The 21,611-nt window shown below is 29.7% G+C and carries 19 protein-coding genes, 1 tRNA gene and 1 CRISPR repeat array; of the genes, 5 read left to right on the top strand and 15 right to left on the bottom strand.

The genetic code is table 11. The features are described from left to right. Positions 1-31: 31 nt before the first annotated feature. The 4 genes from ACIQ06_RS02000 to ACIQ06_RS01985 all read right to left on the bottom strand — a co-directional run bounded on the left by ACIQ06_RS02000 (position 32) and on the right by ACIQ06_RS01985 (position 3,042). On the bottom strand, positions 32-562 hold the full coding sequence (locus ACIQ06_RS02000; protein WP_396143541.1) for a hypothetical protein: 531 nt from the start codon (positions 560-562) through the stop codon (positions 32-34). Positions 563-606: 44 nt separating this feature from the next. Continuing rightward, entirely contained in the window at positions 607-1,227 is a 621-nt protein-coding gene (pth, locus tag ACIQ06_RS01995; protein ID WP_396143539.1) for an aminoacyl-tRNA hydrolase, read from the bottom strand. 234 nt (positions 1,228-1,461) lie between these two features. After that, positions 1,462-2,070 carry a 50S ribosomal protein L25/general stress protein Ctc gene (locus ACIQ06_RS01990; RefSeq protein ID WP_396143537.1) on the bottom strand — a complete coding sequence of 203 codons (609 nt, stop codon included), beginning with the start codon at positions 2,068-2,070 and terminating at the stop codon, positions 1,462-1,464. Between the two features lie 30 nt (positions 2,071-2,100). Then, positions 2,101-3,042: a ribose-phosphate pyrophosphokinase gene (locus ACIQ06_RS01985; RefSeq protein ID WP_344817285.1), complete on the bottom strand. Its 942-nt coding sequence runs from the start codon at positions 3,040-3,042 to the stop codon at positions 2,101-2,103. Positions 3,043-3,321: 279 nt separating this feature from the next. Between ACIQ06_RS01985 and ACIQ06_RS01980 the strand changes: the two genes are divergently transcribed. Next, a tRNA-Leu gene (locus ACIQ06_RS01980) sits at positions 3,322-3,401 on the top strand. On the opposite strand, the gene ACIQ06_RS01975 is transcribed toward ACIQ06_RS01980, so the two are convergent. From ACIQ06_RS01975 to ACIQ06_RS01960, 4 genes are all read right to left on the bottom strand, one after another. Continuing rightward, positions 3,355-4,998 (bottom strand): recombinase family protein, encoded by a 1,644-nt coding sequence (locus tag ACIQ06_RS01975; RefSeq protein ID WP_396143728.1) that lies wholly within the window; start codon positions 4,996-4,998, stop codon positions 3,355-3,357. The genes ACIQ06_RS01980 and ACIQ06_RS01975 overlap by 47 nt on opposite strands. Then, entirely contained in the window at positions 4,970-5,161 is a 192-nt protein-coding gene (locus ACIQ06_RS01970; RefSeq protein WP_396143534.1) for a hypothetical protein, read from the bottom strand. The genes ACIQ06_RS01975 and ACIQ06_RS01970 overlap by 29 nt, the downstream gene beginning before the upstream one ends. A gap of 145 nt (positions 5,162-5,306) precedes the next feature. Further along, positions 5,307-6,083 carry a hypothetical protein gene (locus ACIQ06_RS01965; protein WP_396143531.1) on the bottom strand — a complete coding sequence of 259 codons (777 nt, stop codon included), beginning with the start codon at positions 6,081-6,083 and terminating at the stop codon, positions 5,307-5,309. An 88-nt stretch (positions 6,084-6,171) separates the two neighbouring features. Continuing rightward, positions 6,172-7,134 carry a hypothetical protein gene (locus tag ACIQ06_RS01960; RefSeq protein WP_396143529.1) on the bottom strand — a complete coding sequence of 321 codons (963 nt, stop codon included), beginning with the start codon at positions 7,132-7,134 and terminating at the stop codon, positions 6,172-6,174. Positions 7,135-7,201: 67 nt separating this feature from the next. Here ACIQ06_RS01960 and ACIQ06_RS01955 point away from each other — a divergent pair, with 67 nt between their 5' ends. Both ACIQ06_RS01955 and ACIQ06_RS01950 read left to right on the top strand, forming a co-directional pair. Further along, positions 7,202-7,579 (top strand): hypothetical protein, encoded by a 378-nt coding sequence (locus ACIQ06_RS01955; protein ID WP_396143526.1) that lies wholly within the window; start codon positions 7,202-7,204, stop codon positions 7,577-7,579. Between the two features lie 2 nt (positions 7,580-7,581). Further along, entirely contained in the window at positions 7,582-7,803 is a 222-nt protein-coding gene (locus ACIQ06_RS01950) for a hypothetical protein (RefSeq protein ID WP_396143524.1), read from the top strand. Between the two features lie 56 nt (positions 7,804-7,859). Here the strand turns inward: ACIQ06_RS01950 and ACIQ06_RS01945 are convergent, their stop codons facing one another. From ACIQ06_RS01945 to ACIQ06_RS01935, 3 genes are all read right to left on the bottom strand, one after another. Next, complete coding sequence (locus ACIQ06_RS01945) at positions 7,860-8,006, bottom strand: hypothetical protein (protein ID WP_396143521.1); 147 nt, start codon at positions 8,004-8,006, stop codon at positions 7,860-7,862. Between the two features lie 102 nt (positions 8,007-8,108). Beyond that, positions 8,109-8,498 carry a hypothetical protein gene (locus ACIQ06_RS01940; protein WP_396143518.1) on the bottom strand — a complete coding sequence of 130 codons (390 nt, stop codon included), beginning with the start codon at positions 8,496-8,498 and terminating at the stop codon, positions 8,109-8,111. 82 nt (positions 8,499-8,580) lie between these two features. Then, positions 8,581-9,378: an endonuclease/exonuclease/phosphatase family protein gene (locus ACIQ06_RS01935; RefSeq protein WP_396143516.1), complete on the bottom strand. Its 798-nt coding sequence runs from the start codon at positions 9,376-9,378 to the stop codon at positions 8,581-8,583. Between the two features lie 104 nt (positions 9,379-9,482). Here ACIQ06_RS01935 and cas1 point away from each other — a divergent pair, with 104 nt between their 5' ends. Both cas1 and cas2 read left to right on the top strand, forming a co-directional pair. Continuing rightward, a complete protein-coding gene (cas1, locus tag ACIQ06_RS01930) occupies positions 9,483-10,367 on the top strand; it encodes a type II CRISPR-associated endonuclease Cas1 (RefSeq protein ID WP_396143513.1) in 885 nt (294 codons plus the stop codon). After that, a complete protein-coding gene (gene cas2 / locus ACIQ06_RS01925; protein WP_396143510.1) occupies positions 10,358-10,687 on the top strand; it encodes a CRISPR-associated endonuclease Cas2 in 330 nt (109 codons plus the stop codon). The genes cas1 and cas2 overlap by 10 nt, the downstream gene beginning before the upstream one ends. 104 nt (positions 10,688-10,791) lie before the next feature. Further along, a CRISPR array of direct repeats spans positions 10,792-16,959; the repeat unit is 36 nt; unit sequence AATATCGTGTTTTCTAATCTTTAATCAAACCACAAC. 91 nt (positions 16,960-17,050) lie between these two features. On the opposite strand, the gene ACIQ06_RS01920 is transcribed toward cas2, so the two are convergent. The 4 genes from ACIQ06_RS01920 to ACIQ06_RS01905 all read right to left on the bottom strand — a co-directional run bounded on the left by ACIQ06_RS01920 (position 17,051) and on the right by ACIQ06_RS01905 (position 21,609). Beyond that, positions 17,051-17,524: an HIRAN domain-containing protein gene (locus ACIQ06_RS01920; protein WP_396143508.1), complete on the bottom strand. Its 474-nt coding sequence runs from the start codon at positions 17,522-17,524 to the stop codon at positions 17,051-17,053. Next, positions 17,521-20,898 (bottom strand): type II CRISPR RNA-guided endonuclease Cas9, encoded by a 3,378-nt coding sequence (gene cas9, locus ACIQ06_RS01915; RefSeq protein ID WP_396143506.1) that lies wholly within the window; start codon positions 20,896-20,898, stop codon positions 17,521-17,523. Before cas9 ends, ACIQ06_RS01920 begins: the two co-directional genes overlap by 4 nt. A gap of 199 nt (positions 20,899-21,097) precedes the next feature. Next, a complete protein-coding gene (locus ACIQ06_RS01910) occupies positions 21,098-21,307 on the bottom strand; it encodes a KTSC domain-containing protein (protein WP_396143504.1) in 210 nt (69 codons plus the stop codon). 11 nt (positions 21,308-21,318) lie between these two features. Continuing rightward, a complete protein-coding gene (locus ACIQ06_RS01905; RefSeq protein ID WP_396143502.1) occupies positions 21,319-21,609 on the bottom strand; it encodes a DUF6804 family protein in 291 nt (96 codons plus the stop codon). Positions 21,610-21,611 lie beyond the last annotated feature (2 nt).

Genomic DNA, 21,611 nt, shown 5'->3' with positions numbered 1-21,611 from the left:
AATAAAAAGTCCCGATTTAATCGGGACTTTTTTAGTTTATAGAAGTTGTAATGGTTTTAATTATTTGAGGAACTTTAGTAATAGTAAAATCTAAATTTAAATTAATATTTTCGTTTATTTTTTTTAGATTTAATTTACCTTCTTCTACTTTATAATAACCTGTTTGTCCTCTGCAGAAACAAAATCTTCCAAAAAGCATTTTTGTTTGTTGAAGTTCCTTATTAGTTAAATTCAGTTCTGTATCGTTATTGTTTATTTCAAAAATTATTTCTTCTCTGTAACCAGCGTCTTGCAAATCACCTTTTACGATTCTATTGTACTGATAAACTATTACAGAAGTAGTTTCACTATCAATAATTTGTGTATACGTTGATCCAAATTCGTCAGTTTTAATAACTAAACTTTTGTTCTTCAGTATTTCTGTGGTGCAAACTCCGTCAGAAGGACAAGGAGATTCTGTCTTTGTAACGACTTTATTTTCTTCTTCTTTTTTCATTATTTCTTTGTTTGTGCAACAGAAAGAAAAGAGAATTGCTGTTGGGATTATGAATAGTTTTTTCATTGTTAACTTATTTAATTAGATAAAGATAATCAAAAAGAATACCATTATTTACCATTATAAATATTCATAGTGTTTGCCAATCCTGCCAAAGCAAAAGAGGATATAATTTCGCTACCCAATTCAAGTCGTTCAGGTAGTTTTGTTTTTTCTTCTTCATTCCATTCGCCAAGTACGTAATCTACTTGCCTTCCTTTTTTAAATTCGTCACTGATACCAAATCTAAATCTAGGATATTCAGTTGAATTTAATAAAAGTTGTATGTTTTTTAAACCATTATGACCACCGTCACTTCCTTTAGATTTTATTCTGATTGTTCCAAAAGACAAGTTTAAATCATCAGTAATAACTAAAATATTTTCTTTTTCAATGTTTTCTTTTTCCATCCAATATTTTACTGCCTTACCACTTAAATTCATGTATGTATTTGGTTTTAGTAAAATTAGAGTACGACCTTTTGTTTTAAACTCTGCTACATCACCAAGTTTTGCTGTTTGAAATGAAATGGATTCTTTTCTGGCAAAATAATCTAATATTTTAAATCCAATATTGTGTCGTGTGTTTACATATTCGGCACCAATATTACCTAGGCCAACGATAAGGAATTTCTTCATTGGGGTTTCTTCTTGTTTGTTGTTATTTTTGAAAATATTTGAAAACCAATTCATGTGGTAAAAATAGTATAATTGTTTTGAAAATGGAATTTTATGTAAATGGATTACTAACTAACCTTGATGGGAATGGAAATAAAAAAATGGTGGTTGAGGCTCTCGAAATCGCCATTTTTTATTGTAATGTACAGCAGGAATAAGGTTTGCAAGAATTCCTACTGATTCGTTCCAAATAAAAAAAAGCACCAGTAAATAAATACTGATGCTTTGATATAAAAGGTTTTGGAAAAATTATTTTTTCTTTCCTTTTGCAGCTGTTTTTTCTGCTTTTGCAGCTTCTTGAGCAGCTTTCATAGCAGCACGTGAAATCTTCACTTGACAAACTACAGTATTGTCTGGATGCATTAATTTGAAATTGTTTGTAGCTAATTTAGTTACATACAATTTATTACCCATTTGTAATTCAGAAATGTTAGCTTCTACGAAATCAGGAAGATTTTTTGGTAAAGCTTTCACTTTTAATCTTCTTTGATTTAAATTTAAAACACCACCTAAAAGTACACCTGGAGAAGTTCCTGTGATTTTTACTGGTACTTCCATGATGATTTCTTTATCATCTGACAATTGGAAAAAGTCAATGTGTAAAATTGCATCACTTACTGGGTGAAATTGGATGTCTTGTAAAATAGCATCAAATTTTTTACCTCCTAAATCAATGGCAACTGTGTGCGCATTTGGAGTGTAAACCAAACTTTTGAAAGCTTTTGCTTCTGCTTGAAAATGTACTGGTTGACTTCCTCCGTAAATTACGCAAGGAACCATTCCAGCATTACGTACCGCTTTGGTTGCTACCTTGCCCACGCTTTCTCTTTCTGATCCTTTAATCGAAATTGATTTCATTGTAAAAATATATAGTTAATAAATAATAAATTACATTAAAAATTTTCCACTGATGGAATTGTTGTGTTGCACCATGTGCATAACTTCTGCAAAAAGAGGCGCACAACTCACCACTTTTATTTTATTTGATTCTTTCTTTAACGGAATAGAATCGGTAACTATTAATTCTAATAATTTAGAATTTTCAATCTTTTCGTATGCGTCACCTGAAAGAATTGCGTGTGTACAAATTGCTCTTACACTTAAAGCGCCTTTTTCTATCATTAAATCAGCTGCTTTTGCTAATGTTCCTCCTGTGTCAATCATGTCATCAACAAGAACAATATTTCTTCCTTTTACATCGCCAATCAATTCCATTGAGCCAATTTCATTAGCGGCTTTTCTTTGTTTGTAACAAATAACTACGTCTGATTCTAAAAATTTAGAATAGGCATAAGCTCTTTTTGAACCACCCATATCTGGTGATGCTATAGTCAAATTTTCTAAATTTAAACTTTTCACATAAGGCAAGAAAATAGTTGAAGCAAATAAATGATCAACTGGTTTTTCAAAGAAACCTTGAATCTGATCGGCGTGTAAATCCATGGTCATGATTCGAGTTGCTCCAGCAGTTTCTAGCAATTTTGCTACTAGTTTTGCTCCAATTGGCACTCTTGGTTTGTCTTTTCTATCTTGTCTTGCGTATCCAAAGTAAGGAATTACTGGTGTTATATGTCTTGCTGAAGCTCTTTTTGCAGCATCAATCATTAATAATAACTCCATCAAATTGTCTGCTGTTGGAAATGTTGAGCAAACAATAAAGACGCGTAATCCTCTTATAGATTCTTCAAACGAAGGTTGGAATTCTCCATCACTAAATTTTGAGAACGTTACTTTGCCTAGCGGAATACCATAGTTTTTAGCTATTTCTTCTGCTAAATGAACACTTTGTGAACAGGCAAATATTTTTGCTTCTGGTTCTAAATGTGACATTATAATTTGTTGTTTTAATTCGAACTATTTTAATTCTAATTTGTCCTCAATTTTATAAGAGCAGAGAGAATTTAAATGCCTCGAATGTAGTTAGTTAGTTGTGTGTCGTTTTAACGAGGTGCAAATTTAGAAATAAAATCCGAGTCTGAAAGGATATTTTTAACTATTTTCTTGAAAATGTGTTTAAAATTTATTTACATTTGCAACGTGTTAAAACAAATTGATTTTTTTAATCGATTTTAATGCGATGAAATGACTGTTGTTATTTCTGTCTGCTAAGCCCGGATGGCGGAATTGGTAGACGCGCTGGTCTCAAACACCTGTGGGAAACCGTGCCGGTTCGACTCCGGCTCCGGGTACTGATAGAAACTCATCACTTTTTAAGTGGTGAGTTTTTTGTTTTTTACCATTGTAACCTTCATTAAATGAGTTAGTTAACTTAAAAAGTTTATTGGTTTTTGCGGTTCGATATTCTCTTTTTTTAATAGAGTAGGAGATACCTTCAGGAAATAGCATAGTTTGGAACTTTCTTTTTTTGTTGTAATCTAAAGAGGTATAGAATTTACTAGGGTTTTCAGCAATTTGTAAAAAATATTTTAGTACTTTTTCATGGTTCGACATTTTTGAAGGCAAATTTTCAGATTCTTTGATTTTTTCTAGAATCGACTCGTTTACCTTTTTACTTTGTCTTTCAAAAATATCTTTTGATATTTCTCCAATTGCATACTTATATTCCATTTTATCAAGGATATTCTTTAACTCATTTATTTCAGTTGTTAGTAATCTTTTACTTTCTGAAACATTAGACATAGAATCATTTAAAATTCTTTTCAACTGTTCGGAGAATAGTTTTAGGAGTTCATCTGATAACTGAAAATTGTCTAACTTTTCTAAAAACGCTTCATGTAAACCTTTGTTCAATGTTTTTTCTGTTGAATTTGCATTCAATGTTTTGTTGCATTTTGTGCATTTATAATAAAACAGATTTTTCTTCTTATTTAAATAGGAGGTCATGTTAACTTGACATTCATGACAAATTACAAATTTCGGTGCAAGAGGTGTTTCTTCTTTGCCTTCAAGATGAATAGCTGTTTTTAATGATTTGCCCTCTAATATTTTTTGAAGCTCAATAAATTCTTTTCTTGTGATTATTGGTTCCCAATTACCTTTCACATAAGTATCTTCTAAGAGTGAATTATTTACTTTTCCTGAGTAAAATTCTGTTCTCCACATGGATGAAATTGAGCTGTAAGATATGTTTATACCTTTTGTTTTTAACCACGTTATTATTTCTTTGTCATTGTATGACTTATATATCTTCATTTTAAAAGCCTCTTTCAATAGCTTTCCTTCTTCGTTTAATTTAATTTCTTGGAATGCTTGAACTTTCGCAGGGTCTGTAACTCTTGGTCCATAATGATCGTAACCTCGTGGACTTCTACCAAATGATTTACCATTGTTTAAAGCATTTATTAGTCCAGGGATTATAGTGTCTTGTCTGTTGAAGTTTTCTTTTTGCGCATAAAGAAGCTGCGTTGAAAATTCATTTTCCGCTCTTTCGTTAAAAGTATTGTGTTCTGTGCTTATTGAGTAAAGAAACACATTGAACTCTTTTCTAAGTTTTACAAACAATTGAATATGTTCTGAACCTGCTCTACCAAATCTACTTGGTGACCAAATCAATATAATTTTAGGTCTTTTATTGACGGAGGTTTTCTTTAGCTTATCAATAAGTTCTCTAAGAGTATTTTGGGTATTTATTCTTTTTGAGCTTTCATATTCTGCATCAAACTCTTCAGTAATAATCAAACCATGATCTTTGGCAAATGATTTGATTCTTTTTACTTGTGTTTCAATACTTCCATTATTTACAAATTGTTCTTTAGTAGAAACTCTTGTGTATGACCATACGTTTGCTCCATTGAAATCACTTAATGTTGGATTTTTCTTTTTCATCTTGGTATTGCTCAAAAATTAGATTAGTAAATTCATATAATTGTTTTGAAAACTCAAATGCGCTTTCTTCATTTAGTTGCTGTGATAAGTTAGGTGCAATTGCAATTATTTCATCATAGCTTAGTAAATGTTCTTTGTTTGAAACCCTTTCCTTCTGGCCCATATCTTGATATAGATAATACGGGCTGAATTATCAGGAACCGAATGGATTTTACATGTTTCATAAATTATGATTTTATCGTTACTTTATAATTTCCTTGAGATCTTTTTTCAACTAATGCGCTTGATCCTGTAGGCAGTTTTGTATTTTAAAAGAACTTTGCTAGTTCTTCTTGATTCTTATGACTTTCAGTTATGGAATGAATCTTTGATTTTCCATTTTCATTTACCACAACCTCCATTAGTTTTGGTTTATCAAAAATTATAGTTCTTCTTATTTGATTTTCTATATCGGATAAATATTGCAAATCCTCCTTGTGTCGTTCCATATCCAATCCAATTAACTTTGCCAAATGTGGTAAATATGGAATGGATATTAGAGTTTCACCATAAAAAAGATTATTCATTTCAGATGTTATGGCTTTATTGTAATAGGAAAACAAATATTCCTCAGTTCTCGGACAGTAGATAAATGTCACAATCTGTCTTTCCAATCGCAAACATGATTTTATAGAATCCATGTAAGGAGTAATATCTCTTCTAAATACAGAATGCATAGCAATCTCATCATTCAGCAAGTTTTTAAACCATTCAACATCTTCTTGTGAATGTTCTCCTTTTTTATTTTCAATGGCGCTTTTTAGTGCTTCGTCAGCATATCGACTGAATAATGGTTCAATCCAAATTTTATTAGTTAATGCTTCAATTTTGTCAGCAGGAATTCCAACATTTGATAATTCATTAATTATCGACACCCATAATGCTTCTGGCAACGTCATAAGTGCCATTCTATTTTTTTTGAGAAATGGGAATACATCATTGGTCCTCCAATAATTCATTGTTTCAGAAGTTGTCAAAAGATCACTGTCTGAATATTGCTTAAAGGAAATTATTTCACCAAGTTGATTAAATATGTTAGATTTCATGATGTATACTTTGTATCGTTATTTAAATTCCATTTTATCTTACTTTAAATAATTTTTTAATGTTTGTTAGTCAAGTACTAAATTCTACTTAGTCTTGATTTTTCTCTTTTCTCATGTTATAAAATGTAACAAGTTCACCTTTTCTATTTACTATTTCTGCTTTTTGATATTGTTTTAAACCAAGTATTCTTCTCAGTTCATTAGTTTGTTCTCCTTTTAATTCCTTAGAGTGCGTTGTCGTAATTGTATAATTATTTTCATTTTCTCTGTATATAGTAATCTCTTTAAAATCATCATTTCTGAATATCTCAAGTATTTGTTCCTCCTCTTTTGAAAACAACTTGTATTCTCTATTATACTTTTCAAGATTTTCATTTTCAAACAATTTAACAAAAGAATCTATTACTGGAATATTAGTAAAATAATGGTTTGAAAACTGATGCATAATCATGTTATAAAAATCATTTTCTCCAAATAATTTTATATGCCCTTCTTTATTAAGTATCATAAAATTCAAACCTTCCTCTGATTTTAGTATAACAATTGATGGTCTTTCATTCAATATTAAAATACCAAAAAAAAGGAATCCAAAATTCGAAGTAAAATAATTGATCTCTTTAGATTGAGTTTCCAACATCTTAAAAACTTGTTCCTTTGTCAATAAATTTCCATCTATTAAGTCTTTTATCTCCTTTGGCAATATAATTTGACCGGTTTCCACCATAAAATCAAAATCAACATTTTCAATACCGACATCATCAAACTGTCCCTTTTTAAGAAACTTTTTTAATTCAATTATTGTCTTTATATCAACATTCAAACTCCTTAAATCTTTGACCATTAAAAGCCAAATAGCTTCAAAAGCATTTAAAATAACCCATTTCCTTTTCTTTTGTTCTCCTTTTACACCAATATCATCCTCATTAACTGAATCATCATAATCTATAACTCCCTCTTTTTTCCATTTATGAAATACTCTTGGACTGATATTCAACTTTGAGAGAGGAATCTTTTTTTCTATTAAATTAGGAAAAAACTCAAATAAGTTCATTAGCTTTCTATTTTTATTACCCAAAAGTAATAAAAATATTTATCTTTGTACTTATAAATTAATTTTTATGAAAAAAAATACTAAACAATGTAAGAATCCTGAATGTAAAGACGATATTATTGATTACAAAAGTTCTAAACGAATTTATTGTAATGATAGTTGTCGAAATAGAGCAGGTTATTTAAAACGTCTTGTCGAAAACAAAGAATTTGATTTAGTGAAAAAGCATACTAAATTAAATTATCAAGCCTTAGAAAAATGTATTGAAAAAAGCGCTTTTGAGGTAGACTTTAAAACTTTAAACATACTTGGGTTTGACATCAATTATCTAACAAATCCTAAACTCTATAAAATAGATAATGAAGTTACATCTGTTTATTCTATTAAAGAGATACAATTCTATTATAATAAAACAAAAGAAATAATAACCATAATAAAACAATAACCATGGAAGAAATTTTATTAACACCGCACCAGAGATTGCTATCTCCTTTAGATCAAAGTATCGATCTAGGATTTATTGAAAAAGACTTAGTAATAGCAAATAGCAACATGAAAATGTATAGGTATTTACTAATAGGTTCTATTATTACATTAGGGTTTGTTATAGTATTAAACGCTTTTGAAAAAAGTAAGTTCAAAAAAAATGAAAATGAAATTATGTATTAAATACAAAAAATGAAAATCAGTGAAAATCAGTGAAAATTGATGATTATCGATTATAATCAATCTTCCCAACCACAAAGTTCTAATCCTAAGTCTTTGGCTTCTTTTAAGGTCTTTTTTACTACTTGATGCTTACATGCATTAAGACCTCTACAATCTTCTTTTAGGTGGTATTTTTTAGCACCATTAGTAACAAATATAAACATCCTGTTTTAATACGTTAAACGATGTAAGACAATACAAACTCAATAGTAAAAGCATTTTTTTCATATTAGGATATGTTTATTTTGTAAAACAAATATAATGTATTATTCTACTTCAAGTTCGTATTGATTACTATGATTATCTATAGCTTTCAGTTTTCCGTGACCTGTCCATTCAACGGTCACTTTTATTTTGTTTTGATTTGTATCAAATAGATAACCAATTCCTTCTTTTCCTTCTATTGAAATGTTACCAGTTACTTCGTTTCCTTTACTATCAAAACCTATTACATCATAGTTGTATTTATAGTTGCCAGAGGTGCCTGTTCTGTTTTCATATTGATACGTCGTGTCAATATGATAATTACTAGTATCTTCTATAGTAGAAACAGCATTTTGTATAGAAGTTTCATTTTTCTTTTCTATTGGACTTTCTTTACAATTCAATAGAAGTAATACAAAACTTAAAAGAATTGTTTTTGTAATGGTTTTCATAGGTAACGTATTAAGTTTACTATTGCTTTTACAAAAATATCTTTACTGTCTTTTACTATTTTACGGAAAACCGTAATTTGTGTTAATTAATAGAAAAATTTATTGCAGTTGGTATATGATCTGATATTTCTCTAGCGTCTTTTAATGAAGTAAAATTTTTGTAAAAATGAAGTACCTCTGCTTTAATAAGTACAATTTTAGATGATTTGAACCAAATGTTGTCAAATTCTGAAGCGAGACAATTATTTTCTTTACATTCTTTTTTGAGGGATGTTTTTTGATTTTGAAAAGCACTTACGTAACCCATTTTCTTTAATGGATTAAAAACGGTATGCGATTGCGGACAATTAAAATCTCCTACAAATAACAAATTTAGATTTGGATATTGTGCAGGTAAAAACTTGAAATATTTTATCTCAGTTTCGGGTTGTTTGCTTTTTGTGATGGCGTGAAAATTAACTAGGGTAAATTGTTTTTTGTTGTATTCAAAAGTGGCATAAAAAGGTTCTCGGTCTATTTCTAGATGGTACTTTTTTTCTAACCAAGCTTTGCCAATTTTCTTGACTTTTGATGTTTTCCATAGAAATGCATAACGCTCTGTTTTGTAGGCACTACTGCTAGTTGGATCGCTAACGACATAATCCCATTTTGCTCCTTTTCTATTAAGTTCATCTGCTAACTTGGCTACAGCTTGTGCGCCGCCATCACCTGCAACTACTTCCTGCAAAGCCACAACATCATAATTTTTAATAGTATTTGCAATGTAAGTTATAGTACTGTCTGACTTTGAACTGCCTAGGTTTTCTACATTCCAAGATAGGAGTTTTACTTGGGAGAAAGTTGTTGTGGTTAGGAGAAGGAAGAGGAAAATTGGGCGCATTGATTTTTTTTCAAAAATAGTTCATTATTTATCTATTAAATTACGGTTTTCCGTAAAATTAAAATTTTGGTTATTAATAAATTTAGCATAAAAACTGATTTATTATGCTAAAAAAAACTATTTTACTAGAAAATAAAGCTTCATTAACAGCTAAAAATCTTCAATTAGTTATTAAATCTGAAATTCGTGAAAGTTCTATTCCTATAGAGGATATTGGGTTTTTAGTACTTGATAATCCTGAAATTTATTTAAGTATTCCAGCAATGAATTTATTAATTGAAAACAACACCTCAGTTATTGTTTGCAATTCAAATCATTTGCCAAATGGAATGTTTTTAAACCTCAACAGTCATCACATTCAACAAGAAATTTTTAAAAATCAAATCAATGCAAGTATACCTTTGAAAAAACAATTGTGGCAACAAACCATTGTTGATAAAATTACTAATCAAGGAATTTTGTTAGAAAAGATAACTGGAACTAAAAACAGTTTTGATTTTTTAGCAAGTAAAGTTTTAAGTGGTGATAGTTCTAACATGGAAGGCGTTGCAGCAAGTCAATACTGGAAATCATTTTTTGAAATAAAATTTAAACGAGAACGTTTTGGCGATTATCCTAATAATTTTTTGAATTATGGATACGCCATTTTGAGAGCTGCAACTGCTAGAGCATTGTCTGGAAGTGGTTTGCTAAATACTTTAGGAATTCATCACAAAAGTAAGTACAATGCTTTTGCTTTAGCAGATGACATTATGGAACCTTTCAGACCAATTGTAGATGAGAAAGTTTATGAACTTATGCGAAATTATGATGAGCAAGAACTGAATACTTTACTCAAATCAGAATTATTGCAGATTCTTACTCGAACTGTTTATTTTAAAGAGGAAAAAAGCCCTTTGATGGTTGCTTTGCAAAAAACAGCAAGTTCATTGCAACAGTGCTACACTGGCGACAGAAAAAAGATAAAATATCCAAAATTATGGAACTAAACGGATACCGAATTATGTGGCTATTTGTATTTTTTGACTTACCGACCGAAACTAAAAAAGATCGCAAAAATGCCTCTGGTTTTAGAAACAATTTACTAAAAGATGGTTTTAGTATGATGCAATATTCTGTATATGTACGTCATTGTGCTAGTAGTGAAAGTACCGATGTACACGAAAAAAGAATTCACAGACTTTTACCTCCGATGGGAAAGGTTAGTGTTTTGCGTATAACCGATAAACAATTTGGAAATATTTTAAATTTTTGGGGTAAAGCAGAAGTACCTAAAGAACCTGAACCCACGCAATTGGAATTATTTTGAAATAAAAAAATGCTTCAGTCTTGCCTTATCACTGCAAAAAGAAACATTTTTTTTCACGACACAACACTTTATTTACTTGATTATTAGAAGGTAACAAGCCAACTAATATCGTGTTTTCTAATCTTTAATCAAACCACAACTACCAACGAAACAACTATTATTTATTGAAAAATATCGTGTTTTCTAATCTTTAATCAAACCACAACCAATCGCTAGGATTAGATTGCGCAAGGAGAATATCGTGTTTTCTAATCTTTAATCAAACCACAACAATGCCTGCGATTGGTCTTTATCGGAAGTAAATATCGTGTTTTCTAATCTTTAATCAAACCACAACATGTCTAAATTAAAAGCATCCACAAAGTTTAATATCGTGTTTTCTAATCTTTAATCAAACCACAACTAGAAGAGGACGTATAGAGTTGGCAGCAATAATATCGTGTTTTCTAATCTTTAATCAAACCACAACTTACTGCATAGTCCTCATACTCGTTGAAGTAATATCGTGTTTTCTAATCTTTAATCAAACCACAACGAAATTTGCTCTTTTTTCAAATCATCAAAAAATATCGTGTTTTCTAATCTTTAATCAAACCACAACTGCTATATGCTCATCGGTTAAACTTCAGTAAATATCGTGTTTTCTAATCTTTAATCAAACCACAACCAGTAATCAATAATGTAGATTCTATTTACTAATATCGTGTTTTCTAATCTTTAATCAAACCACAACCAATTCCACCACCAACTAAAACACGTAGAAAATATCGTGTTTTCTAATCTTTAATCAAACCACAACTACAAGGGTTTACGATAAAAGTAAAGTGCAAATATCGTGTTTTCTAATCTTTAATCAAACCACAACACGTTATAATTAATACAATGAAAAAAATTAAATATCGTGTTTTCTAATCTTTAATCAAACCACAACGACATACTGAAGTTTAACCGATGAGCATATAATATCGTGTTTTCTAATCTTTAATCAAACCACAACAGGAAGCTATCAATTAAAAATTGAATTAATAATATCGTGTTTTCTAATCTTTAATCAAACCACAACGGTTTAGCATTGCTTTTTTAGCATTATTGAATATCGTGTTTTCTAATCTTTAATCAAACCACAACTAACTGCAGGTTCTAGCGATTCATTGAATGAATATCGTGTTTTCTAATCTTTAATCAAACCACAACGGGGTCAATACAATAACTTAACACGTGAGTAATATCGTGTTTTCTAATCTTTAATCAAACCACAACTTTGATACTCCTATTACTCAAAGTGGTGTAAATATCGTGTTTTCTAATCTTTAATCAAACCACAACCTGGCATTAATGTTGGAATAACTTGATTTAAATATCGTGTTTTCTAATCTTTAATCAAACCACAACTAGCGGTAAAAGTTTACCCATTATTCAAAAAATATCGTGTTTTCTAATCTTTAATCAAACCACAACCATCAGGTTCGTTTATTCTGATACTTTCTAAATATCGTGTTTTCTAATCTTTAATCAAACCACAACTTCGCATATCGTCTTCACAATTCTCATATAAATATCGTGTTTTCTAATCTTTAATCAAACCACAACTGATGAAAATGGGTGCCAAAATAGGAATAGAATATCGTGTTTTCTAATCTTTAATCAAACCACAACCACACGAAAGCACCATTGAATTCAAGATTGAATATCGTGTTTTCTAATCTTTAATCAAACCACAACAGCGTGATGCGTTTATGAAATGTACTGATAAATATCGTGTTTTCTAATCTTTAATCAAACCACAACGGTAACGATTTTGAAAATTGGTTAGATAATAATATCGTGTTTTCTAATCTTTAATCAAACCACAACATCCAATAGGAGAAGTTTATATAGGACAAAAATATCGTGTTTTCTAATCTTTAATCAAACCACAACCAGTTGTTTTAATAAGTGTTTTAATACTTGAATATCGTGTTTTCTAATCTTTAATCAAACCACAACATGGTGGCGGTATTAAATTACTTTCTGGTTAATATCGTGTTTTCTAATCTTTAATCAAACCACAACACAAAGGTATTTTAATGTAGGTTTCTTCTTAATATCGTGTTTTCTAATCTTTAATCAAACCACAACAAAGGAATATTTGAACCATTGCGTTGTACTAATATCGTGTTTTCTAATCTTTAATCAAACCACAACTGCCTAACAGATTGGGTGCGTGAAATAGTAATATCGTGTTTTCTAATCTTTAATCAAACCACAACTGTCCATACAAAATCAGTATTATAGTCTGTAATATCGTGTTTTCTAATCTTTAATCAAACCACAACGTTCTGTTTATTCTCTTAGCATCTTCAAATAATATCGTGTTTTCTAATCTTTAATCAAACCACAACACGTTAAACGTTATCGGGTCAAAAGGAATGAATATCGTGTTTTCTAATCTTTAATCAAACCACAACAATATGAATGAAAGCGTTGCAATGCAATGGAATATCGTGTTTTCTAATCTTTAATCAAACCACAACCTGGCATAGGTTTTATTTTGTTTTAAATCGAATATCGTGTTTTCTAATCTTTAATCAAACCACAACGCAGGATTAGTAAATAATGTTTGTACTGAAAATATCGTGTTTTCTAATCTTTAATCAAACCACAACTGGTCAGAGGAGCTTCAAGAGAAATTTGAAAATATCGTGTTTTCTAATCTTTAATCAAACCACAACGATGATGTTGCTCAAAAAGCATTAGTTAATAATATCGTGTTTTCTAATCTTTAATCAAACCACAACTACTATGCAGGAAAAGACATAATGGATTACAATATCGTGTTTTCTAATCTTTAATCAAACCACAACAGTATTTTTCAAAATTGTCTAAAGGTTTATAATATCGTGTTTTCTAATCTTTAATCAAACCACAACAACCTAAATAGAACTAAGATAAACAACAGTAATATCGTGTTTTCTAATCTTTAATCAAACCACAACGTATCTGGAACAAATATAAAAACAATTAACAATATCGTGTTTTCTAATCTTTAATCAAACCACAACGATACGTCAATGTTAATCTATAAATGTCTTAATATCGTGTTTTCTAATCTTTAATCAAACCACAACTATAACGTTGTTTTATTTGCTCAATCGTAGAATATCGTGTTTTCTAATCTTTAATCAAACCACAACATGCGGGTCTTGATTCACTTGATTTCACAAAATATCGTGTTTTCTAATCTTTAATCAAACCACAACCCACCAGTTTCACCAATAACATTAAAATCAAATATCGTGTTTTCTAATCTTTAATCAAACCACAACAGTAACGAGAGTTCGAGTTACGAAATTAAAAATATCGTGTTTTCTAATCTTTAATCAAACCACAACAATGATAGTCGTAGAAGTGTTTTTATTCCAAATATCGTGTTTTCTAATCTTTAATCAAACCACAACACGCCCTCAAGGATTAGATTTTACAGATGCAATATCGTGTTTTCTAATCTTTAATCAAACCACAACCTAATGGAATAACATTTACAATAGTATGAGAATATCGTGTTTTCTAATCTTTAATCAAACCACAACTGTTTAACAATAATAAATACAAAATGGTACAATATCGTGTTTTCTAATCTTTAATCAAACCACAACCAATGATAAAGAAAGGACTATTACATTTATAATATCGTGTTTTCTAATCTTTAATCAAACCACAACTACTATGCAGGAAAAGACATAATGGATTACAATATCGTGTTTTCTAATCTTTAATCAAACCACAACTGGCAAGGATTTTTGCTTCCAGATATCTACAATATCGTGTTTTCTAATCTTTAATCAAACCACAACAATCCATGCGCTATATCTTCAATACAGATAAATATCGTGTTTTCTAATCTTTAATCAAACCACAACGTTTTTAGTTTTTAAATCTTTTGTTGTGTTAATATCGTGTTTTCTAATCTTTAATCAAACCACAACACGTTAATTATAACGCTAATTTCGTTGTAAAATATCGTGTTTTCTAATCTTTAATCAAACCACAACCATACCTTCAACCAAGTGTTACAGGTAAAAAATATCGTGTTTTCTAATCTTTAATCAAACCACAACAGGTTTAACTTATCTTTATGCTTTCTTTTTAATATCGTGTTTTCTAATCTTTAATCAAACCACAACGACCCATACATTGTAAGTTTTTATATTGATAATATCGTGTTTTCTAATCTTTAATCAAACCACAACACTCGGGTGTTAGTTTTGAAAGGTCGATGTAATATCGTGTTTTCTAATCTTTAATCAAACCACAACCGTGTGTGCCTAAAATGTCGCACTCTATTTAATATCGTGTTTTCTAATCTTTAATCAAACCACAACAAGTATGAAACAATTCTTTATAAAAAATAAAATATCGTGTTTTCTAATCTTTAATCAAACCACAACGCCACTTGCACGTCAACATATCCGTTTTGAATATCGTGTTTTCTAATCTTTAATCAAACCACAACGTATCATAATGCTTCAATTCATCCCAACATAATATCGTGTTTTCTAATCTTTAATCAAACCACAACTTAGAGCCAGTAAAAGATATTGCAGGAGAAAATATCGTGTTTTCTAATCTTTAATCAAACCACAACATCGATGGTGCTTATACTAAAGACACAAAGAATATCGTGTTTTCTAATCTTTAATCAAACCACAACATATAAAATCTAATTGTCAAAGCATTTGCAAATATCGTGTTTTCTAATCTTTAATCAAACCACAACACGATTACGATTACATAATGGCTGCATCTTAATATCGTGTTTTCTAATCTTTAATCAAACCACAACGATATGCATCCTACTTCAGAAATGAAAAGAAATATCGTGTTTTCTAATCTTTAATCAAACCACAACCGGTTTCGTCAATACATTCCCACTCGTTTAAATATCGTGTTTTCTAATCTTTAATCAAACCACAACGTTACACCTGTTTTAATTCCTAATCAGAAAAATATCGTGTTTTCTAATCTTTAATCAAACCACAACTGTAAGTTTAAAACTGTTATCATGGTGAAAAATATCGTGTTTTCTAATCTTTAATCAAACCACAACCGGTTTTTTCACTTGGTGTTACAAATACTCAATATCGTGTTTTCTAATCTTTAATCAAACCACAACTTGGTAATCAAAGTAACATACCATACCAAAAATATCGTGTTTTCTAATCTTTAATCAAACCACAACTTAAAAACCTTTGTAAGGTTGGTTGTAAATAATATCGTGTTTTCTAATCTTTAATCAAACCACAACAAGAGGTGCAAAGAGTTTTAACGATTGAAAAATATCGTGTTTTCTAATCTTTAATCAAACCACAACCGTTTGCATCTGTAACATCTACATTAACGAAATATCGTGTTTTCTAATCTTTAATCAAACCACAACGTGGTTCTACTACTTCGATGTTGTTTGCTAATATCGTGTTTTCTAATCTTTAATCAAACCACAACGGTGCAGACTTCCAATTAAATACTGGTGGTAATATCGTGTTTTCTAATCTTTAATCAAACCACAACTATTGTGGCTTACCAAAAGCAGTAACCACTAATATCTTGTTTTCTAATCTTTAATCAAACCACAACACTAAATTAAGATCCTGTAAAAATTCCTCAAATATCGTGTTTTCTAATCTTTAATCAAACCACAACAAGCTAAGCGTTGAATCAAACTCTAACAATAATATCGTGTTTTCTAATCTTTAATCAAACCACAACGTTGTAAACATTCTCTTTAAAATATTGTTGAATATCATGTTTTCTAATCTTTAATCAAACCACAACATTTAATTGGTTAAAAATTTCTACTGCTTTAATATCGTGTTTTCTAATCTTTAATCAAACCATAACTTATCGGTAAAATTACTAAAATAAGTAAGTAATATCGTGTTTTCTAATCTTTAATCAAACCACAACGCTCTTTGTGGGTTAACTATTGCGTCTGAAAATATCGTGTTTTCTAATCTTTAATCAAACCACAACAATTAGTCTTAACAAAATCTGCTAAATCAGAATATCGTGTTTTCTAATCTTTAATCAAACCACAACTACATACTTAAAACCTATGTTTATCTATTAATATCGTGTTTTCTAATCTTTAATCAAACCACAACATTTTTTACTTTTTTTATTAGTTGTTTTCTAATATCGTGTTTTCTAATCTTTAATCAAACCACAACTTATAAAGCGGTGCAGATATGAAAGAGTTAAATATCGTGTTTTCTAATCTTTAATCAAACCACAACGGAAAATCCGTAAGCAGAAAATCGCAAGATTTTCCGTTGTGCTTTGGTTGTTTAAGACTATGAAAAATTTATGTCAAAGAACTTTCTATTTTTACAATTTAAATCCTGCTCGATACTGGTCTAAAGTATCATCTGCTCTTTTATTCAGTAAATCTGTTTGAATAACTTTTGGGTTTTGTATTACAATAGTAGTATAGATTTCAATTGCTAACGCGTCAAACAAAACTTCTTTTGTATCTATTTTACTTATGAAAGCAGAAAACTCCACTCCTTGTTCTAACATATTGGCTATAGCAATGTTTTCATAAGCTGCTAAATATCCTAATTTATGTTTTTCACAATAAACTTCAACGGCAAAATGATCATAACTATTTTCAATTTCTCTTTTTAGAAAAAGTTGTTGACCAATTGCTAATTGGCTTCTTATTTTTTCAAATTGATAATGCGCTAATCCTTTTACGTAATTATCATAAATCTTTACAGGTCTTTGAGACCAAGTTGTATTAGGAATTATTAATCCTGTTGTTCCTAAGCCAAGTACTTTTAAAAAATCGGAACGGTTCATAACTTTTGAATTTTTCCAGAAACTGAAATTTTTACTTTGATTGGATTATGAGTTAACCAACCACCAATTCCTTCTCCATAGCCTGTAATTCTTCTGTAAAATGGCTGGAAATTATTTTGAATTGAAGCTTGTGAACTTTGTCTAAATTCATAAAACTTGGAAGATAATTTCTGAACTCTATACAACTTTTCTTTTAAAACATCATAATCAGGATTTTCCCAATTGATTTCATCTTCGCTTAGTCCCATTAAAAACATATCATTTATATGTAATGTGGTCACAATTTCTTTTCCGTCTGGTGGTAATTGGTATGCTGGAAATCCTTTACTTTTCCTTTCGACAACAGTCCAAAATGTAACTACATCTTCTTTAAGATTTCCTTTTTCATCTTTATATATTAAAACATGATGGTTGTTTCTTGGATTTACCCATTGATTTACATTGTCTTTCAGTTTTTCTGCACCACCAATATTTTCTTTTACTCTAACTTTTATGATTGGAACTGGATCTCCATTTTTATTGGGTAAAAATATTTGTGGTTGTTTTATTCCGTTTTCATCAACAACAAAAAAAGTATTGGCAGGAACTTTATCTTTTACAAATCCACCTAATTCGTTAACTCTTTTTAAAATTAATAATCTTGTTGTTTCATCAACAACTTTATCAATTTGTTTTGCAGTTTCTAAACTTTCAATTGGTTTTCTAACATGGTAAGCTTCTTCGCCATTAAAACTTCTTTTGCCAAATACAGTTTCTTTGTGCAATTGTCCGCGAGCAGCAACTCCTTTGTTGGTGTGCTTTTTGCCATTTTTTTCAACAGTTTTAAAACGAACCGTAATATCGTTTGAAACTTTTTTGTGAGAAATTAATATTTTTTCAACAGCAACCTCTGCATCTTTTCTAAATGTCTCCCACGGTAATGGAAAATTTTTTAATTCTGAATTTCTATTATATCTATTCCATTTTGCTAATTCTTGAACATAGGAAACTTTTGTACAAGCCATGACCAAAGCATCAACAGCATGATGACGATGGTCTTCTCTTGTTTTTTCGTTTTCATCATTCAAGATATTATTCATTCCCCATTTTTGTCTCAAATTTGAAGTTGCTTGACCAGGAGAAACTATAACATTTTTACAAATTTTAGAAAGATAATTTTTTGCTTCTTTACTTATAAATCGAGTATCATTTAACTGTCTAGAAGAAAAATCGTCATCAAATTTTTGTTGTACAAAACGTTTGAATTTTTGATAGGCATTTGGATATTCTTTGGTGTCTGAAAATAATTTTAAGGCTCTTTCTTTTAAGGCTGACCAATTTGATTCGTCATTTCCATAAAATTCAAAAGGTGTTTTATTTCCTTTTTTACGATTTTCATCGGCATAACAAAGCGTTTTATTTGAAAAACTATCATTTAAAGAACGACTCCAAGGATGAATATGTTCAATTTGAATTTCTCCTGAAAATAATTGTGTAACAGAAATAGGTTTTCCTGTATACGGACAAGTCTTTTTACATTCTTCCCATAATTTATAGAGTAAAATGTTATCATGAGTAATTCTAATTCCCTCTTCATTTAATCTTTCTTTTACCCTATCATTTTCACGTTCTAATCTTTTTTGATCTCTTCTTATTTTATTACGTTGCGATTTAGAAATTTTTAAGTCTCGAGCCATCTCGACTTTTATTTCATCTATTCTCCCATGTACGTCAATTAACTCATTAACTAACTTACGTAATTCGAATAACGCAGTTATCACAATTGGATTTCTAATAGCTTGAATTTCTTTATCAGCATCTTTGCCTAAAGGCAATTTTTCTGATAAGTCTGTTAAATCAATTGTGGCAGAGTGATGATATAATTTCCTCATTTGATTATCTGAAACACCATAATCATTTCGTAAAATATCTTTTATAACATCAATAAATCCTCCTTTAGTTTTAGAACGAACAATTCCTTCTACATTATCTATCAAAAAATTTCTTTTATCATCAGATAATTTTTCCCAATCAGAACCAAAAACATTTTTGATTCCACCAAGTACAACCGCTACATCATAGGTAAATCCTAATTTTAAATATGGTAATATATTAGATATTGCTTTTCTACTTAAACTTGAATATCCATCTTTAACATTAAATTTTGAGATAGAAGTAGCTTGCTCATCTGAAAAATTCCAATTCTTAATTGCATAATCTTTTAGGTTAGATTTACTGTCAAAGAAATATAATACATGCCAAATATCTTCTTGTTCTTTCTCTGAAAACTCAAACCATTTTTTCCCAAAATATTTTTTATTTGATAAATTTGAAATTGTATAAGTTCCTACAATTTTATCATCATCTTTATAATTGAACTTGAACTCTGCACTTTCTTTCCCAATTACTTTTTTAATCTTTTTGAAATCAGGCTTTTCATTTGCATACAGAAACTCAACTATTTTTTCTTTTTCTGCTTGTGAAATTTTCTTTCCATTATATTCAACTGTATTTACCCATTGCCAAACTCTAAATTGCTCAAAAGTAATGTTGCTTAAAGGACACTTTGTTTTAGTTGGTTCAAAAGAGCAATTGCCAACTAAATGTTTTTGTGAACGCAAAGGTCTCTGATAAAACAAAATCCCATCTTCTTTATAACCATCTAATTTTCTTCCTCCCAGTAAGGATTTTAAATCTTCATTTAAATTAGAATGAAATTGAGATTGCTTATTCCAAATCAATTCGAACTCATCAACATACATTTTTCTTGTTGTATATCTATTGCGAATTCTTTCTATACCATCTTGATAAGGTTGATTCTCTTTTGGATAAATTTCAAACAGATAAGATCCTAAGGTTTTATCTTGAATATTATTTTGTGTTTCTGTAATTCCAATTTTCCCTTCTTTTGGATTTCCTTTAAAAATAGCTCCATCATCAGATCCTCCTTTTCTACTATTACTTAAAAATCCTCTTCTTTGAATTAAATGGTAAAATATTCTACCAATTTCCTCTAGAGATAATTTTTCGAACAATGCTTTTTGACGCAACTCATAAGGATTTAAAGCAAACCAATTAGCTAATTTTTCAGATGGAAATTCTTTTGTTTTTTTCCAATCTTCAAAATCTTTAGCAACCATGGGACACATACTGTTTTCAGATAATGCTTTTAGTAATATTTTTTTTCGCAATCTTCTTCTAAAGAATTGTCTTCTTACTCCTCTTGCTCCAGTACGGCTTGCATTTTTAGATATTTCTCCATCTCCATCTCCTAAATTCTCAACTCCCATTGGAAATATTCTACTTCCAACTCCTAAAATTTCACTCTTAACATCATCAATTAAAGCCCAACCGATCGAGTTTGTTCCTAAATCTAATCCTAATATTTTTGCCATAATTATCTGCTTTTAAATCAATTTTTAAAGATAAATAAAAAATAATTTACTATTTTACGGTTTCCCGTAAACCAATTAAAAAAGTTTTTGTATATATTTGTAACAGATTAAAACAATTCTAATCTTTAATCTTATCACAATAAGGCTATATGCCGTAGATGAAAATCTTTAGTCCTGCTTCGGTGGGACTTTTTTATTTCTAAATAACATCAAAATGATATTTGCACTGTATGAAATCGAAATAAAATTCTTCGACGTCGTCGGCTTTCATAAAAGCCACAAACTCGTCTAGTGGCACTTCAAAATAGTGGTGAATTACATTGAGTCTGAACTCTATTTCTAAAATTTGGTTGATTTCGTCATATCCTACAGCAAGGATGTTTGTGGCGTTTATTGGGTATTTTGACATGTTTTCTATACTTATTTGTTCTTTTCTTTAAATCCATATATCAAAAACATAAATCCGGTAAAGATGTCTATGGGCATCCAAATTGATTTTTTGTAGAGATAAATAGGGATTATGGGATTGAAGAGAATTGCTAAACAAATGAAGATTATCCCAAAAAGGTTTACGTCTTTTTGAACCTCTTTGAATAGCACCAAAATGGATCCGATTGTAATTGCTATTCTTAAAAAAGTATAGTAGGCTATGGGCATATCAAAGCAAGCTATCAAAGCAATAGCAGCGCATATTATACATATTGTTCTCATGA

It is taken from the genome of Flavobacterium sp. (assembly GCF_044341265.1).
Classification (GTDB): domain Bacteria; phylum Bacteroidota; class Bacteroidia; order Flavobacteriales; family Flavobacteriaceae; genus Flavobacterium.
Note: the sequence above shows the minus strand (reverse complement) of the source record. Positions and strands in the feature narration are given on the sequence as shown.

Coding starts and splice junctions, on each gene's coding strand:
- ACIQ06_RS01990 (WP_396143537.1), bottom strand. CDS start 2,070: ATGAAATCAATTTCGATTAAAGGATCAGAAAGAGAAAGCGTGGGCAAG.
- ACIQ06_RS02000 (WP_396143541.1), bottom strand. CDS start 562: ATGAAAAAACTATTCATAATCCCAACAGCAATTCTCTTTTCTTTCTGT.
- ACIQ06_RS01910 (WP_396143504.1), bottom strand. CDS start 21,307: ATGTCAAAATACCCAATAAACGCCACAAACATCCTTGCTGTAGGATAT.
- ACIQ06_RS01935 (WP_396143516.1), bottom strand. CDS start 9,378: ATGCGCCCAATTTTCCTCTTCCTTCTCCTAACCACAACAACTTTCTCC.
- pth (WP_396143539.1), bottom strand. CDS start 1,227: ATGAATTGGTTTTCAAATATTTTCAAAAATAACAACAAACAAGAAGAA.
- ACIQ06_RS01985 (WP_344817285.1), bottom strand. CDS start 3,042: ATGTCACATTTAGAACCAGAAGCAAAAATATTTGCCTGTTCACAAAGT.
- ACIQ06_RS01975 (WP_396143728.1), bottom strand. CDS start 4,998: ATGAAAAAGAAAAATCCAACATTAAGTGATTTCAATGGAGCAAACGTA.
- cas1 (WP_396143513.1), top strand. CDS start 9,483: ATGCTAAAAAAAACTATTTTACTAGAAAATAAAGCTTCATTAACAGCT.
- ACIQ06_RS01955 (WP_396143526.1), top strand. CDS start 7,202: ATGAAAAAAAATACTAAACAATGTAAGAATCCTGAATGTAAAGACGAT.
- ACIQ06_RS01965 (WP_396143531.1), bottom strand. CDS start 6,083: ATGAAATCTAACATATTTAATCAACTTGGTGAAATAATTTCCTTTAAG.
- ACIQ06_RS01960 (WP_396143529.1), bottom strand. CDS start 7,134: ATGAACTTATTTGAGTTTTTTCCTAATTTAATAGAAAAAAAGATTCCT.
- ACIQ06_RS01920 (WP_396143508.1), bottom strand. CDS start 17,524: ATGAACCGTTCCGATTTTTTAAAAGTACTTGGCTTAGGAACAACAGGA.
- ACIQ06_RS01945 (WP_396143521.1), bottom strand. CDS start 8,006: ATGTTTATATTTGTTACTAATGGTGCTAAAAAATACCACCTAAAAGAA.
- ACIQ06_RS01970 (WP_396143534.1), bottom strand. CDS start 5,161: ATGGGCCAGAAGGAAAGGGTTTCAAACAAAGAACATTTACTAAGCTAT.
- ACIQ06_RS01940 (WP_396143518.1), bottom strand. CDS start 8,498: ATGAAAACCATTACAAAAACAATTCTTTTAAGTTTTGTATTACTTCTA.
- ACIQ06_RS01950 (WP_396143524.1), top strand. CDS start 7,582: ATGGAAGAAATTTTATTAACACCGCACCAGAGATTGCTATCTCCTTTA.
- cas9 (WP_396143506.1), bottom strand. CDS start 20,898: ATGGCAAAAATATTAGGATTAGATTTAGGAACAAACTCGATCGGTTGG.
- ACIQ06_RS01905 (WP_396143502.1), bottom strand. CDS start 21,609: ATGAGAACAATATGTATAATATGCGCTGCTATTGCTTTGATAGCTTGC.
- cas2 (WP_396143510.1), top strand. CDS start 10,358: ATGGAACTAAACGGATACCGAATTATGTGGCTATTTGTATTTTTTGAC.